This is a genomic window from Kitasatospora sp. MBT63 (assembly GCF_000710465.2).
GTDB lineage: Bacteria > Actinomycetota > Actinomycetes > Streptomycetales > Streptomycetaceae > Kitasatospora.
In genome coordinates this window covers 1-14,571 of the sequence record NZ_JAIZ01000181.1, presented here as the reverse complement: position 1 = coordinate 14,571, position 14,571 = coordinate 1, and the positions used below count along the sequence as shown (strand labels likewise).

Annotated in this window: 14 protein-coding genes; 3 read left to right on the top strand and 11 right to left on the bottom strand. The window is 74.3% G+C overall.

Features of this window, described 5'->3' with window-relative positions:
- Positions 1 to 18 precede the first annotated feature (18 nt).
- The 3 genes from AA75_RS12525 to AA75_RS12515 all read left to right on the top strand — a co-directional run bounded on the left by AA75_RS12525 (position 19) and on the right by AA75_RS12515 (position 1,500).
- Positions 19 to 504, top strand: a complete 486-nt coding sequence (locus AA75_RS12525; RefSeq protein ID WP_033820008.1) for a DUF2975 domain-containing protein — start codon at positions 19 to 21, stop codon at positions 502 to 504.
- A complete protein-coding gene (locus AA75_RS12520) occupies positions 504 to 791 on the top strand; it encodes a helix-turn-helix transcriptional regulator (RefSeq protein ID WP_033820007.1) in 288 nt (95 codons plus the stop codon). The genes AA75_RS12525 and AA75_RS12520 overlap by 1 nt, the downstream gene beginning before the upstream one ends.
- Before the next feature lie 82 nt (positions 792 to 873).
- Entirely contained in the window at positions 874 to 1,500 is a 627-nt protein-coding gene (locus AA75_RS12515; RefSeq protein ID WP_033820034.1) for an alpha-ketoglutarate-dependent dioxygenase AlkB, read from the top strand.
- Between the two features lie 18 nt (positions 1,501 to 1,518).
- Here the strand turns inward: AA75_RS12515 and AA75_RS12510 are convergent, their stop codons facing one another.
- The 11 genes from AA75_RS12510 to AA75_RS12460 form a co-directional block, all read right to left on the bottom strand.
- Positions 1,519 to 1,983, bottom strand: coding sequence for a DUF5990 family protein (locus AA75_RS12510; protein ID WP_033820006.1), 465 nt, complete (start codon positions 1,981 to 1,983; stop codon positions 1,519 to 1,521).
- A 30-nt stretch (positions 1,984 to 2,013) separates the two neighbouring features.
- Positions 2,014 to 3,048, bottom strand: coding sequence for a 2,3-diaminopropionate biosynthesis protein SbnB (sbnB, locus tag AA75_RS12505; RefSeq protein ID WP_082526456.1), 1,035 nt, complete (start codon positions 3,046 to 3,048; stop codon positions 2,014 to 2,016).
- Between the two features lie 88 nt (positions 3,049 to 3,136).
- A complete protein-coding gene (gene sbnA, locus AA75_RS12500) occupies positions 3,137 to 4,186 on the bottom strand; it encodes a 2,3-diaminopropionate biosynthesis protein SbnA (RefSeq protein WP_233289005.1) in 1,050 nt (349 codons plus the stop codon).
- 275 nt (positions 4,187 to 4,461) lie between these two features.
- Positions 4,462 to 5,877: a condensation domain-containing protein gene (locus AA75_RS12495; protein ID WP_051812207.1), complete on the bottom strand. Its 1,416-nt coding sequence runs from the start codon at positions 5,875 to 5,877 to the stop codon at positions 4,462 to 4,464.
- Complete coding sequence (locus AA75_RS49230) at positions 5,874 to 6,140, bottom strand: acyl carrier protein (RefSeq protein ID WP_033820005.1); 267 nt, start codon at positions 6,138 to 6,140, stop codon at positions 5,874 to 5,876. Before AA75_RS49230 ends, AA75_RS12495 begins: the two co-directional genes overlap by 4 nt.
- Before the next feature lie 69 nt (positions 6,141 to 6,209).
- A complete protein-coding gene (locus AA75_RS47350) occupies positions 6,210 to 7,745 on the bottom strand; it encodes an acyl-CoA dehydrogenase family protein (RefSeq protein ID WP_051812205.1) in 1,536 nt (511 codons plus the stop codon).
- Entirely contained in the window at positions 7,742 to 9,472 is a 1,731-nt protein-coding gene (locus tag AA75_RS12480) for an acyl-CoA dehydrogenase family protein (RefSeq protein ID WP_033820004.1), read from the bottom strand. Before AA75_RS12480 ends, AA75_RS47350 begins: the two co-directional genes overlap by 4 nt.
- Positions 9,469 to 11,229 carry a fatty acyl-AMP ligase gene (locus AA75_RS12475; RefSeq protein ID WP_051812203.1) on the bottom strand — a complete coding sequence of 587 codons (1,761 nt, stop codon included), beginning with the start codon at positions 11,227 to 11,229 and terminating at the stop codon, positions 9,469 to 9,471. The genes AA75_RS12480 and AA75_RS12475 overlap by 4 nt, the downstream gene beginning before the upstream one ends.
- A 7-nt stretch (positions 11,230 to 11,236) precedes the next feature.
- On the bottom strand, positions 11,237 to 12,604 hold the full coding sequence (locus AA75_RS12470; RefSeq protein ID WP_051812202.1) for an MFS transporter: 1,368 nt from the start codon (positions 12,602 to 12,604) through the stop codon (positions 11,237 to 11,239).
- On the bottom strand, positions 12,601 to 13,578 hold the full coding sequence (locus tag AA75_RS12465) for an ornithine carbamoyltransferase (RefSeq protein ID WP_051812200.1): 978 nt from the start codon (positions 13,576 to 13,578) through the stop codon (positions 12,601 to 12,603). Before AA75_RS12465 ends, AA75_RS12470 begins: the two co-directional genes overlap by 4 nt.
- A 54-nt stretch (positions 13,579 to 13,632) precedes the next feature.
- Positions 13,633 to 14,571: alpha/beta fold hydrolase (locus tag AA75_RS12460; RefSeq protein ID WP_149038094.1), on the bottom strand; the 939-nt coding region annotated here is incomplete at its 5' end.

Sequence of the window (14,571 nt, the reverse complement as noted above, 5' to 3'; positions counted from 1 at the left end):
TCGATGGAGGGATGGGCCATGGGAAAACTGACCGTGCGTGCACTGCGCGCCGTGCTCGCGGTGGTGCTGGCCGGCACCGTGTTCGTCCAGGCGGGCCTGGTGTGGGCGCTGGCCACCGATCCGGAGGACGGGTCGCTCCCGCTGACCCCGCTGCGGCTGGTCACGATCCTGGGGATGGCGTCGGCCCAGGTCGCCCTGGTCTGCATCTGGCGGCTGGTGGCGATGGTGCGCCGTGGAACGGTGTTCTCCCCCACCGCCTTCCGGTACGTGAACGGCGTGATCGGCTCGATCGTGGCGGCCGCCCTCGTGTGGTTCGCGGTCACGGCCATCAACGCGCCGGGCCAGCGGGAGGACCCGGGCGTCACCGTGATCATGGCCGGGATCGGCGTGGCCATCCTGGGGGTCGCGCTGGTCGTGCTGGTGCTGCGGATGCTGCTCACCCAGGCCGTCGCGCGCGACGTCGAGGCGACGCAGTTGCAGGCCGAGCTGGACGAGGTGATCTGATGCCGATCGCCGTCGACATCGACGTGATGCTGGCCCGGCGGAAGATGTCCGTGGGCGAGCTCGCGGACCGCGTGGGGATCACCCCCGCCAACCTGGCGGTGCTCAAGAACGGCCGCGCCAAGGCGGTCCGCTTCGGGACCCTCGCCGCGCTCTGCGAGGTGCTCGAGTGCCAGCCCGGCGACCTGCTGCGCTGGGAGCCCGAGGACGCCGGGACCACGGAGGCCACGGAGGCCACCGAGGCCGTCAAGGTCTCCGGGCTCGCCGCCGCGGACGCCGCGGACGCCTGACCCACGCGAGGTCCGGCCGTCCCGGCCGGGCCCCGCCCACCTATTCGCTCAGGTGTTCGATAGCGGGCGTATGCTGGCTGCCATGGGCGTCCACGTGCAGGCTTCGCTGTTCGACGCGGCCGAGGAGATCGGGCTGCGGCGGCTGGACGGCGTGCGGCGCACGGTGCTCGGGGACGGCGCGTGGATCGATCTGCTGCCGGGGTGGCTGACCGGGGCGGACGCGCTGTTCGAGGTGCTGGCCGCGCAGGTGCCCTGGCACGCGGAGCGGCGGCAGATGTACGAGCGGGTGGTGGCGGTGCCGCGGCTGCTGGCGCACTACCGGGAGGGCGAGCCGCTGCCGCACCCGGTGCTGGGCCGGGCCAGGGCGGCGCTCGACGCGCACTACGCGCGGGAGCTGCGGGAGCCGTTCGTCAGTGCCGGGCTGTGCTACTACCGGGACGGGCGGGACAGCGTGGCCTGGCACGGCGACCGGATCGGGCGCGGCGAGCACGAGAACACCATGGTCGCGATCGTGTCGGTGGGCGAGCCCCGGCCGCTGCTGCTGCGCCCGCGGTTCGGCGGCGGCACGGTGCGCCAGGCGCTCGGGCACGGTGATCTGCTGGTGATGGGCGGCTCGTGCCAGCGCACCTGGGAGCACGCGGTGCCGAAGACGGCGCGCCCGGTGGGGCCGCGGATCAGCATCCAGTTCCGGCCGCGCGGGGTGGCCTGAGCAGGTCCACGGGCCTGTTCAGGCCGGGTCCGGACCGGCGCTCCAGCTGATCAGCGGCGGCCGGACCGCCGCGCACAGCGGCAGCCCGGCTGAGTCGGTGAGCCCCAGCCGGGCGGTGAGCCGGCCGCCCTCGACGGCGGCGGCCAGCGTCGCGGGGGTCACGGCGTCGAGCATCAGCTTGGCCCGGCGGAACATCGCCAGCCCGCCCGCGCCGTCCGCGGCCAGCCAGGACAGGTACACGAACCGGCCGCCGAGCCGGTTCTGCAGGTACGGGCCGCGCAGCGCGATGCCGTCCGGCCCCGGGACGGCGGTGCAGTCCAGGGTCCAGACGGCGGACGGCGCGTCGGCGGGCAGCAGGCCGAGCAGTTCGGCCGGGCGGTCCTTGCGCTGCACGCCCACGTGGATGTCGCTCGCGCCCGGGAAGCCGGGGCCGGCCGGGCAGTGGCGGCCCGGCAGGGCGGTGGCCTCGATGCGGATCTGCATGGCGGCCAGTCTGCCCTGCCGGCCGGCGGGTCAGCGCACGGCCTCGCCGTAGAAGTCCGGCACCTGCTGGCCGCCGTCGGCCGCGAGGACCGCGTCGTGCACCCACTTGCCGACCGCCAGGTCCAGTACGCCCAGGCCGAACGGGGAGAACACGGCCGCCCGCTCCGGGTCGCGGCTGACCGTGCCGGCCAGCAGGTCGGCGATGGTGCCGTGGACGAAGTCCCGGTGCCCGACCAGCTGTTCGGCCAGGTGCAGGGAGGTCCGCTCGCGGACCGCGTGGTCGATGTCGTCGGTGAAGTTCTGGGCGCCCAGGATCAGTTCGGGAGCCAGGTCACGCAGCGACAGGTGCAGGACGACGGGGGCGTGGGCGAGCAGGGCGGGGTCGGTCAGGTGCGGCTCCCCGGCGACGGTGGTGAGGATCACCAGGTCGCAGTCGGTGAAGGCGCCGGCCGCCTCCTCGACCACCTCGACGTCCTGGACGCCGTCCGCCTTGAGGGTCTGCGCGAACCGCTCGGCGTGCGCGCGGTCCAGGTCGAAGATCCGGAAGCCGCCGAACTGCCAGTTGAGGTCGCGCAGGAACTTCCACACGTGGCCGCCGATCAGCCCCGCGCCGACCAGGCCGATCCGCTCCACCCGGCGCCCGCCCACCAGGGCCTCGGCGCCCAGCACGGCGGAGGCCGCGGTACGGCTGGCGGAGATCACCGAGGACTCCATCGCGGCGATCGGGTAGCCGCTCTCGGTGTCGTTGAGCAGCAGCACGGCCGAGGCGCGCGGGATGCCGCGGGCCGGGTTGTCCGGGAAGCTGGCGATCCACTTGATGCCCGCCACCTCGAACTCGCCGCCCAGGTAGGCCGGCAGCGAGATGATCCGCGAGTTCGGCTTGTGCGGGAAGCGCAGGAACGCGCTCTCCGGGTTGACGCTCCGGCCGGCCGCGTGCGTGACGTACGCGCGGCGGACCACGTCCACGCAGGTGGCGCGGTTCCCCTCGACCTGGCGCAGCACGTCCGCGCCGGTCAGGACGCGCAGCTGGGGCAGGGTGAGCGGGGTGCTCGGGGTGTCGGTCACGGGTGGTGCTCCTCAACGTGTCGGGTGGCGCGGGTGGATCGGGGTGGATCGGGACGGTGCGGGTGGGTCCGGGTGGGTGCGGCCGGGGTCAGAGCGCCGACGGCAGGGCGGCACCCGGCCAGCCGTCGGGGACGGGCCGGTCGGCGAAGGACCGGGCGACCCAGTCGGCGTCGTACACGGTCTCCGCGTACGCGGTGCCGCGGTCGGCGCACAGGAAGGCGACGGTCGGCCGGGCGCCGCCGGCCGGGCGGCGGCCGAAGTAGTGGCGGATGGCGGCGTACACGCTGCCGGTGGAGCCGCCGGTGTAAAGGCCGTGCCGGCGGACCAGTTCCAGGCAGCCCTGGACGGCGGCCGGTTCGGGGACGATGACCACGTCGTCGATCAGCGCGCGGTCGCACAGCGGCGGCACCAGGCTGGAGCCGAGGCCGGGCAGCAGCCGGGCCTGCGGCGGCTGGCCGAAGATCGCCGATCCGGCGGCGTCGACGGCGACCACGGTCGCCGCGGGGTGCTCCTCCTTGACCCGCCGGGAGACGCCGGCGATGGTGCCGCCGGTGCTGACGCCCAGGAAGACGTAGTCCAGTTTCGGCAGGGCGGCGCAGAGTTCGCCGCCGGTCGTCCGGTAGTGCGCGAGCAGGGCGTCCTCGTTGGCGTACTGGTTGGGCCAGTAGACGTGCCGGTACTCGGTCTGCAGCTGCTTGACCCGGTCCAGGCGGGTGGTCAGGTAGCCGCCGCTGGGGTCGCGCTCGGTGACCTTCTCCACCCGGTCGCACATGATGCCGAGGTAGGCCTCGGTGAGCTGGTTGCAGTTGGGGTCGATCACCGGCACGAAGCGGATGCCGAGGGTGCGGCAGAAGGCGGCCATCGAGATGGCGAAGTTGCCGGAGGACGACTCCACCACGGTGGTCTCGGCGGTGATCTCGCCGCGTTCGACGGCTCCCTTGAGGATCCAGAACGCCGAGCGGTCCTTGGAGCTGCCGTTCGGGTTGCAGTACTCCAGCTTGGCGTGGAGGTCCACCGCGTCGTCCTCGATCCGCACCAGCGGGGTCTCGGCGAAGGTGGCGGCCAGCACGGCCAGCCGGGCGCGCAGCGCGCCGGCCGTACCGCCGGATCCGACCGGGGCCGGGAGGCCGTCCGCCACCGGGTCGAGAACGTCCGGCGCAGCCGGCGGACACGCGGCAGGCCGTGGCATCGTCGACACGGTGCAGTCCTGGTGACCGTTCTGTGCTGGCATAACGCCGTTTCTCCAGTCGTGTGTGACGGTGTGGGAGGACGCCCCGGGCGGCTTCGCCCGCCGGTGGTGCCGCGGGTGCGCGAGAGGCGTGGGGCACGCGGTGCCGGGGCGCGGGTCGTCGTCGACCCGCGCGGCCCGGCCCCCAGGTCGTGGCGGTGGTGCCCGGGTCGCGGTGCCCGGGGCTACCAGGCGGCCGTGGCGAACGAGAGCAGGGTCTCCCGCTCGGCCGCCGTGACCAGCTCGGTCCGCCGGACCGGCTGGTCCGGGTCGGCGACCGCGGCGGCCAGCAGCAGCCGGTAGTGGCCGGCCATCCGGTCCACGGTGGCCGGGTCGAACAGGTCGGTGTCGTACTTGAACGCCACCTTGACCGCCGCGTCGGTCTGCAGCACCTCGGCGCTCAGGTCGAACTGGCCCTCCTGCTGCGGCAGGTCGAAGCCGGTCAACCGCAGTCCGTGGTGGACCAGTTCGGACTTGGCATGGTCCTCGGGGGCGAGCAGTTCCAGCAGCGGCTGGAACCGGGTCGCGGTGATCAGGCTGAACATGCTCTGGAACACCGGGGTGCGGCTGGGGTCGTGCGGCAGGCCGAGTTCGGCCGGCAGCAGCGGCAGCGGCAGGTCGCGGTGGGCCAGGCCCTGCCGGAGCTGACCGGAGACCTGCGCCATGAGCTGCCGGTACGTCAGGTCGGCCGCCCCGAAGTCGGCCCGGCAGGGCAAGGTGTTGACGAAGTAGCCGGCCGTGTTGCGCATGGTGCGTTCGGGCCGGGTGCTGACGGCGTAGCCGACCAGGAAGTCCGGCTGGGCGCTCCACCGGTACAGCAGGGCCTGGAACGCGCCGAACAGCAGCACGAACGGGGTCACCCCGGCGGCCGCCGCGGCCGGCCGCAGGGCGCGGGCCAGCTCCTCGGGCAGCCGGAAGTCCCGGCTCGCACCGGTGAACCGCTTGCGGGCCGGACGCGGCCGGTCGGTGGGCAGTTCCAGTGCGGACGGCGCCCCGGCGCACACCTGCCGCCAGTGGTCGGCGAGTTCGGCCCGCCGGGGCGAGTCCAGCAGCTCCCGCTCCGCGGTGACGTACTCCTGGTACGGGCGCAGCGGCTGCGGCCAGCCGGGCGCCGTGCCCCGGACCTCGGCGGCGTAGGCCGTCAGCAGGTCCTCCAGGACGATGACCTGGGACGCGCCGTCGGTGACCGCGTGGTGGGCGGCCAGCAGCAGCACGGAGTCCTCGGCGGCGCGGCGCAGCAGCAGGATCCGGACCGGGCCCGCCTCGGTCAGGTCGAAGGGCCGGGCGACCGTCTGCCGGGCGGCGGCGTTCAGCTCCTCGTCGCTCGCGCCGGGCACCTCGCGGATCTCCAGCAGGCCGGGCAGCGCGCCGACGGTGCTCCGGCGGGGGCGCCCGTCGCGTTCGGTGAAGCGCGAGCGCAGCAGTTCGTGCCGGTCGGCGACGGCGGCGGCGGCGCGCCGCAGGGCGTCGTCGTCGACGGCCTGGCGGATCCGGACCGCCATCGCGACGTTGTAGGCCGGGCTGGCGGGGGCCAGGCGCTGCAGGAACCACAGGGCCTCCTGGCCGAGCGAGACCTCGTGCCCGGCCGGGCCGGCGGTCAACGCTGCCCCACGAGGCCGTGCAGGTAGCCGGTGATGGCGGCGATGGTGGGATGGTCCCAGGCCAGGGTGGACTCCAGCTCCAGGTCGAAGCGGTCCTCGATCTCGGTGATCAGGCTCATCCCGTAGACCGAGTCGAGGCCGTACTCGACCAGCTTGACGTCGGGCTGCAGCTCGGTGACGGGCCGGTCGAGGTAGTAGGCGACGCGGCCGGTCAGCCACTCGGCGATGGCCTCGGCGGAGGTGTCGATGGTGGTCTCGGGCATGTCGGGGTTCCTGCCGTTCTTGGTGGGTCGGGTCGGTGACGGGTCGGTGGTTCGGGCGGACGGTGCCGGTCAGCGCGCGGGCGGACGGTCGGCCAGGTCGAAGGTGCGGCCCTGCTGGAGGCGGGTGCGCAGCTCCTCGAGGAGCAGCGGGTCGCGGTCCGCGGCGGCGGGGACCGCCGGGCGTCCGGTGCGTGCGGCGAGGCGGTGGAGTGCGGCGTGGATCCAGTCGGGCCGGCCGAGGAAGCCGTCCCGGCCGGCGTGTCCGTGCCACCAGAGCCGCAGGCAGGCCGCGGCGGCGAACCCGGTACCGCCCGGGTCCCCGGCCAGCGGGGCCGCCAGGGCGACGAGTTCGGGGTGCCGGTCGGCCAGCTCCGCGGGCAGGGCGCCGAGGGTGGCGGCCAGTGCGTCGGGCCCGGTGGCCGCCGGACCGATCAGCGCCAGGTCCAGCGCGGGCAGCTGCCCGGCCGCCTCGAACAGGGCCGTCAGCGGCTCCTCGGCGGGCCCGGCCGGCGGTGCGGCGGGCGGCGGTGAGCCGTGCAGCGCCGCCAGCGCCGTCCGGTCCCGCAGGTGCTTCTGGAACACCGCGTGCGGGCCCTCCCGCAGGTACGAGCGGGCCCCCAGGAGCAGCGACAGCTGGTGGACGGCGTCCCGTACCAGGCCGGCCACCAGGTGCTGGGCGGTGCTCTGGTAGGTGGCGCGGCCGGGGTGCAGGTGCAGGGCGCGGGCGGCGACGGTGGTGCAGCAGTCCGCGATCAGCAGGTCCAGGAACGCGTCGGCGAGCAGCGCGCGGGCGCTCGGCAGGCCGGTGACGGGCCGGCCGTACAGGATCCGCTCGTCGGCGAAGGACAGCGCGGTGCGCAGCTCGGTGTCCAGCACGCCGACCAGGGCGGAGGCGACGACGGTACCGGTGATCCGCCGCACGGCTGCGGCGTCGGCCCGGCCGGCGCCGTCCGTGCCGACCAGGCGGTCCGCGGAGACCCGCAGGCCGTCGGCGCGGACCGCGCTGAACCGGCAACCGCGCAGGCCGGTGCCGCTGTGCGGCGGGGAGACGGTGAGGCCGGGGTCGGCGGGAAGCAGCAGGTGGGCGGTGCCCCCGTCGAGGGTGACGGGCAGCAGGATCGCCTCGGCGGCGGCCGGATCGCCGACCAGGTGTTCGCTGCCGGAGACCACCAGCTCACCGCCGTCGCGGGTGGCGCGCAGGCCCGCGCCGGGTGCGGCGTGCGCGGTGGCGACCCGGCGGTCCCCGAGCAGCAGGGCGGCGAGGGCCGCCTGCTGGCCGGGGTTGCCGCTGCGCCACACGTGCAGGCCGGCGGTGAGGCTGCCGAGGCCGTACCCGGCGGCGAGGCCGAGGTCGCGGCGGGCGACGGTGCGGAACGCCTCGGCGAGTTCGTCGGCCCGGGTGAGCCGGCCGCCGAGGGCCGCGGGCACCAGCTCGGCGTTGAAGCCGTAGGTGTCCAGGGCCCGCACGCCGGCGGCGGGCAGTTCGGCGCGTTCGTCGGCGGCCACCACGGCGTCCAGGCCGAGCGGGTTGCCCGGGGCGAGCGGGTCGCCGAGCAGGGCCTCCAGCCGGGCGGTGCGGGGACGGGTGGAAAGGTGCTCGCTCATACCGTCTCCTCCATCCGGCTGTGCAGCAGCGAGAACAACTCGCCGTCCCGGTACTGCCCGTGGAGCCGGTCGGAGAGGCGGTCGAAGACCGCGCCGTCGCGGACCACGCCCGGGCGCAGCTTGGCCAGCAGCCGGGCCAGGCCGGCCTCCAGCCAGAGGCCGTCGGCCCACAGCGCGGCGGTCGGCGAGTCGGCCGCCGCGTCGCGGTTGCGCAGCCACAGCTGGACGCAGGCCGCCGCGGCGAACACCTGGGTCCAGCGGCGGGCCAGGTCGAACGCGCCGGGCGGCACGTCACGGGCCGAGGGCCGGTGGTCGGCCATCGCGGCGTGCAGCTCGTCGGTGATCTCCCGCAGTTCGTCCGCGTACCGGCCGACGGCGGCCGGGACGGCGCGCCGGGCGGCCAGCTCGGTGAGTTCGGTGAGAGCGGCGGGGAGGCTCTGCACCAGGCTGCTGCCGGTGCGCGAGATCAGTTCCAGGGCTGCGCCGTCGTGCGGCGGCAGCTCGGCCTGCAGGTCGACGGCGGCGGCCAGGCCGCTCTCGTCGACCTTGCGGCGCCGGTGGCCGACGGCCAGCTGCGGGAACTGGTTGATCAGTGCGTTGAGGTTCACGAAGGTGTTGCCGTCGAAGATGCTCATGATGTGGTGGTCGCGTTCCAGCTTCTGGAACGCGCCGTGCAGGTAGGAGCGGCTGAGGAAGACCCCGGCGCCGAGCGCGGTGCCCAGGTCGGCGATCAGCTGCTCGACGGTGTGCGGCACGAAGCACTTGACGGCCGCCGAGACCACGCTGAGCTCGCCGGTGAGCGCGTGGATGGAGCGGATCCCGGCCAGCGTGACGGCCTCGGCGACCAGCAGGTCGGCGTAGGCCTCGGTGAGCCGCCGGTCCGCGGTGGGGCTGCCGTCGGCCGGGCCGAGGTGGTCCAGGCTGTAGCGGACGGCCAGGCGCAGCGCGTGGTCGCCGGTGCCCAGCGACAGCGGCCCGCACAGGCTGCGGGTCAGCTGGAGGATCTTCAGGACCGTCTCCAGGCCGGTGCCGGCCTCGCCGACCACGGCGGTGGCGGGGATCTCGGCCTCGGTGAACTCGATGCCGCTGATGTCGGCGCCCCGGATGCCGACCGTGCGCACGGCGGGCAGGCAGCGGAAGCTGCCGGGGGCCAGCTGCCGCTTGTCGATCAGCAGCAGGCTGAAGCCGCGCGGGCCGCCCGCGGGGTCGGTGCGGGCGAGCACGCAGACGAACTGGCCGCGCGAGGCGTTGCCGATCAGCCACTTCTCGCCGTTGACCCGGTACCAGTTCTCGCCCTCGGCGGTGGCGAGCCGGTTGGCCAGCAGGTCGCTGCCGTGCTGCTGCTCCGTCAGGGCGAGCGAGACCACGCTGCCGTCGTGGATCTCCGCCGCCAGCCGGTCGGCCTGCGCCCGCTCGCCGGCCAGCCACACGGAGGCGGCGCCGAGGAAGGTGGAGACGTGGGCGATGGCCACCGTCAGGTCGCGGCGGGCCACCGTGCGCAGCAGCGCGGCGAGGTCCTCGTAGCTGTCCAGCGCGCCGCCGTGGGTGGTGGGCACGTAGTGGCGGGCGAGCCCGAGTTCGTCCAGCAGCCGGCAGATCTCGGTGGGGAACTCCTCGCGTTCGTCGAGGTCCGCGCAGCGGGCGTAGGAGAACGCCTGGAGCGGGTCGTGCGGGTCGCCGAGCCGGCGGTCGAAGACGGCGGCGAGCTCGTGCGGCAGGTACTTCACGCGTCCGCCCCGTCCTCGGTGACGGCCGCCGGCCGGTACCGGTCGCGGGTGCGCGGGGCGAGGTCCTCGTGCAGCGGGTCCAGCTCGCCGGCGACGAACAGCTGCCGCATCCGGGAGCGCTGCACCTTGCCGCTGGTGGTGCGCTGCACCTTGCCGGGCTTGAGCAGCACCACGTTGCCGACGGGGACGCCGAGGCTGCGGCTGAGCGCGAGCTTGACCTCGCCCGCCAGGGTGTCGAGGCCGGTGCCGGCGAGCCTGGCCTGGCGGACCTCCTGGACCACCACCAGGTCCTCGCCGGAGCTGCCGCCGGGGACGGAGAAGACGCTGGCGGTCAGGCCGCCGAACGCCGGGTGCAGGCCGGTGCTCTCCCGTTCGATGTCGTGCGGGTAGAGGTTGCGGCCGTTGACGATCAGCAGGTCCTTGATGCGGCCGGTGACGTAGAGCTCGCCCTCGTGCAGCACCCCGAGGTCGCCGGTGCGCAGGTGGCCGCGGTCGCCGTCGGCGGTGGCGACGTCGAAGACCTCGGCGTTGACCTCGGGCTTCTCCCAGTAGCCGGGTGCGAGCGAGCCGCCGCGCAGCCAGATCTCGCCGACCTCGCCGTCGGCCAGCACCTGACGGGTCGCCGGGTCGACGATCCGTACCTCGAGGCCCGCCGGGGCGCCGCAGCTGACCAGCGGCGCGCCGTCCGGCCGGGGCCGGAACCGGTTGCGCTCCAGGTCGGCCGCGTCCACCAGGGCGACCCGGGGCTCGTGGCCGACGGGGGTGGCGGTCACCCCGAGGGTGGCCTCCGCCAGGCCGTACGCCGGGCGCATCGCGTCGGCCCGGAAGCCGGTGGGGGCGAGCCGCTTCGCGAACAGGTCCATGGTCTGCGCGTGGACCGGTTCGGCGCCGTTGGCGGCGCAGCGCCAGGCGGACAGGTCGAGCCGGGACAGCAGTTCGTCGGTGACGGTGCGGGCTGCCAGGTTGTAGCCGAAGTTCGGCGCGTAGCTGTGGGTCGCCCGGTAGGTGTGGATCAGCTCCAGCCAGGCGTACGGGCGGCGGACGAAGTCGGTCGGCGGCATCAGCACGGTCCGCAGGCCGCTGTCGAGCGGCAGCAGCAGGGCGGCGATCAGGCCCATGTCGTGGAAGAGCGGCAGCCAGCTGCAGACGGTGGAGCCGGGGCCGACGTCGAGCAGGGCGCGCAGTTCGCCGAAGTTGTGGTCGAGGTTGCCGTGGCCGACCATGACGCCCTTGGGGTCGCTGGTCGAGCCGGAGGTGTACTGCAGGAAGGCGAGCTGCTCCGGCGCGGGGGCGGGCCACGCGTACCGGTCCGGGGCGACCGGCGGCGCGGCCTCGGTGACGACGGTGCGGACGTGCGACTGCTCCTCCTGCTCCAGCCAGTCCGCGACCTCCGGGTGGGTGGCGGTGTCGGTCAGGACGGCGGTCGCGCCGCAGTCCTGGAGGACGCCGGTGGTGCGGCGGCGCTGGCCGGAGCCACGGCCGGGCAGCGGGACCGGCACCGGTACCAGGCCGGCGTACAGACAGCCGAGGAAGCCCTTGACGAACTCCAGGCCGGTCGGGAAGAGCAGCAGCACCCGGTCGCCGGGTTCGCAGTGCAGACGCAGCTCGGCGGCCACCGACTGGGCGTCCTGGGCCAGTTGGCCGTAGGTCAGGGTGCGGGTGACGGCGTCCTCGCCGTAGCCGCTGACGAAGACGACGGCCTCGTGGTCGGGGATCTCGCGGGCGTGCCGCGCGGTCGACTGGATCAGGTCGGTCATGGCGTGGTCACTTCCCTGCGGGGGTCGGGGTCGGGGTACGGTCCTCGGCGGCCGGCACGGCGGGCGCCTCGGAGGTGGTCTCGGCGGCTGCCTCGGCCGCGGCCTCGGCGGCGGCGCGCTCGCGCAGCTCGGAGCCGATCCGGCGCAGCGAGGGGCTCGCCGCGGCGGCCAGGGTGAGCAGCAGCATCACCGCGCTGCAGGCCAGCACCGAGTCACGGAAGCCGAACGCCTGGAGGGTGTAGCCGCCGAGCAGCGCGCCCAGCGGGAGGGTGCCGAACGCCACGATGCCGATCACGCTGGCGATCCGGCCCTGCATGTCGTCCGGGGTGATCTCGACCTGGAAGGAGACCACGGCGATGGTCCACATCGCGCCGATGAACGACATCGGGGTGATCACCAGGCCGAACAGCAGCGGGTTGTGCAGCAGGACGACCAGGGGGAAGAGCACCGTCCAGACGGCGTTGGCGCCGATCACGATCACCGGCAGCGGCAGCCGCGCCATCCACCAGTTGGTGCTCAGCGCACCCGCCACCCCGCCGACCCCGGCCGCACCCATCACCAGGCCGACCACGACCTGCTCGGTGCCGGTGTCGCGCAGTGTGGTCAGCATGCCGAGCACCAGCACCTCGAAGAGCATGTTGCTGATCGCGACCACGGCGGCGGCGGCCCGCAACTGCTTGTGGTTCCACAGCCACTTGACGCCGTCGGCGATGTCGCCGAACACGTTGCGCGGCTCGTCGGCGGTGTCCCGCTCGACCTGGAACTTGCGCTTGATACCGGACAGGGTGGCCAGCGACACCAGGTGCGAGACCAGCGTGAACAGCAGCGGCAGCCAGGCCAGCACCGAGGACAGCGCGCCGGCCAGCGGCTGGCCGAGCAGTCCGGCGCCCTGGACCCGCGCCTCGTTCTGCGAGACGGCCTGGGACAGGTGCTCCGGGTCGACCACGTTGCGGACCGCGGAGTGCTCGGCCAGCTTGTACACGACGGTGAGGCTCGCCTCGGCGAACGCCACCGCCAGCAGCAGCGGGAGGATCACGTGCCCGGAGACCATCGTCGCGACCAGCACACCGAGCGCCGCGGCCCGGCCCACGTTGCAGCCGATCATCAGGCGGCGGCGGTCGAACCGGTCCACCAGCACGCCGGCGAACAGCGAGAACAGCAGCTGCGGCAGGCTGGCGGCAGCGCCGGTCAGCCCGGCCTGAGCGACCGTGCCGCCGGACCAGAGCACGATCAGCGGGTAGGCGAAGGTACTGACCTGCGAGCCGAGCGAGGAGAACGCGGTGCCCGCCCACAGCAGCCGGAAGTCGCGGTTGCGGCTCAGCGGCGCGGGCTCGGCCACCGTGGCCGCCGCGGTGAGGTTGTCGGTGGTGCTCATGCCTGGGTCTCCGGGGAGTTGTCGGGTGCCGCGGTCTCGGCGGTACGGCCGCGGGCGCACCACTCCAGGACGGCCATGGCGCTGTACAGCTTGTGCTCGGCCTGCCAGAAGGCGATGCTGGCGGGCCCGTCCAGTACCTCGGCGGTGACCTCCTCGCCGCGGTGGGCGGGCAGGTCGTGCAGGAAGACGGCGTCCGGGCTGGACGCCCACAGCTCGGCCCGGACCTGGAACGGTGCGAACACCTCACGCCAGTTCGGGTCGGGCTTGGTGGTCCCGGTGGTCTGCCAGCGGGTGGTGTAGATGACGTCGACGCCCTCGGGCAGCCCGTCCATGTCGTGGCGCTCGGTGACCACGGATCCGTACGCCTCGGCCTGCTTGGCGGCCTCGGCCAGATAGCCGGCGTCCAGCCCGTACCCGGCGGGGGTGCGCAGGTGCAGCTCGGTGCCGGGGAAGCGGCTGAGGGCCAGCGCGAGCGCGGACGCCGTGTTGTTGCCCTCGCCCAGGTAGAGCACCCGCAGGCCCTCGATCCGGCCGAAGTGCCGCTGCAGCGCGGTCAGATCGGTCAGCGCCTGGGTCGGGTGCTCCTCCGCGCTCATCGCGTTGACCACCGCCATCGATCCGCGGGCGGCCAGCGCGCGCAGGTCCGCGGTCGGCTCCGCGGTCCGGGCGACCAGCACGTCGAGCATCCGCGACAGGATGTCGCCGGTGTCCTCCAGGGTCTCGCCGGTCGCCAGCTGCAGGTCGCCGTTCTGGTACGTGACGATCCGGGCGCCCAGGCGCAGCGATCCGCTGGAGAAGGCGGTACGGGTACGGGTCGAGGACCTCTTGAAGTAGATGCCGACGACGTCACCGTCGAGGGTCTGCGGGTACGGCCGTCCACCGTCGGCGAACTGCGCGCCCCGGGCCACGATGTGGCGCAGGTCGTCGTCCTCCAGGTCGGAGATCGAGATCAGGTGTCGTGCAGGAGACGTCATCGTCTTTCCGTTCCATGAGTGTTGGGGGTTCGGCCGCCGGGTGGAGAAGTGGGGTCAGCCGCCGAGCCTCGCGGTCAGCACGCGCCCGATCTCCGCCGCGGACCGGCCGGTCATCAGCTCGGCGTGCGAGCTGTCCACGCCGTGGACCTCCACCGCACCGGAGGTCTGCCGCCGCCAGGCGGACGGCTTCGGCAGGTCGGCCGGCTCGGTCCGCCGAGCGACGACCAGGAGCACATCGGTGTCCAACGCGGGTGCGCGGTGGGCGTCGCCGATCCGCTGGTTGTTGAGCAGCACCTCGATCAGGGCCTCGGACGAGCGCTCGTCGAGGTCGGCCAGTTCCGGGTAGGCGGAGTGCAGGATCTGCCGGAACTGGTCGCGGGGCGCGGCCGGTTCCTCACCGGGTGCGGGCTCCGGGGCGCGTTCGGGCAGGATGCCCAGACCCGCCAGGATCTCGATCAGCTCCGCACGCTCGCCGCGCGCGGCCGGTGCCGGGGCCTCCTCGGGGCCGCCGGTCCAGTCGGGGTAGGCGTCGAGCACCGCGAGCAGTTCGACCTCCGCCCCCTGCTCCCGGAGCCCGGCGGCGACCGCCGCGGCGAGCATGCCGCCGAACGACCAGCCCAGCAGCCGGTACGGGCCGGCCGGCTGGACCTCGCGGATCGTGGCCAGGTAGTCGGCGGCCATCTCCTCGACGGAGGAGGGCAGTTGATCGCCGGTGCCGTCCAGCCCGCGGGCCTGGAGGGCGTACACCGGCAGGTCGGCCGGCAGGTGCGGCAGCAGGCCGGCGTAGCTCCAGCCCACCGCGAGGCCCGGGTGGATGCAGAACAGCGGGAGGCGGGTGCCCGTAGGCCGCAGCGGCAGCAGCGGGGTGAGCGCCTCACCGCCGACGCCGTCGAGCCGCCCGGCCAGGCCGGCCACGGTCGGGGTGTCGAACAGGGCGCGGACGGGGAGTTCGCCGCCGAGTTCGGTGCGGATGCGGCTGACCAGGCGGGTGAC

Bases quoted from the DNA above. Each gene is read 5' to 3' on its own strand.
- AA75_RS12520 (WP_033820007.1), top strand. From the start codon at position 504: ATGCCGATCGCCGTCGACATCGACGTGATGCTGGCCCGGCGGAAGATG.
- AA75_RS12470 (WP_051812202.1), bottom strand. From the start codon at position 12,604: ATGAGCACCACCGACAACCTCACCGCGGCGGCCACGGTGGCCGAGCCC.
- AA75_RS12515 (WP_033820034.1), top strand. From the start codon at position 874: ATGGGCGTCCACGTGCAGGCTTCGCTGTTCGACGCGGCCGAGGAGATC.
- AA75_RS12510 (WP_033820006.1), bottom strand. From the start codon at position 1,983: ATGCAGATCCGCATCGAGGCCACCGCCCTGCCGGGCCGCCACTGCCCG.
- AA75_RS47350 (WP_051812205.1), bottom strand. From the start codon at position 7,745: ATGAGCGAGCACCTTTCCACCCGTCCCCGCACCGCCCGGCTGGAGGCC.
- AA75_RS12465 (WP_051812200.1), bottom strand. From the start codon at position 13,578: ATGACGTCTCCTGCACGACACCTGATCTCGATCTCCGACCTGGAGGAC.
- AA75_RS12475 (WP_051812203.1), bottom strand. From the start codon at position 11,229: ATGACCGACCTGATCCAGTCGACCGCGCGGCACGCCCGCGAGATCCCC.
- AA75_RS49230 (WP_033820005.1), bottom strand. From the start codon at position 6,140: ATGCCCGAGACCACCATCGACACCTCCGCCGAGGCCATCGCCGAGTGG.
- AA75_RS12525 (WP_033820008.1), top strand. From the start codon at position 19: ATGGGAAAACTGACCGTGCGTGCACTGCGCGCCGTGCTCGCGGTGGTG.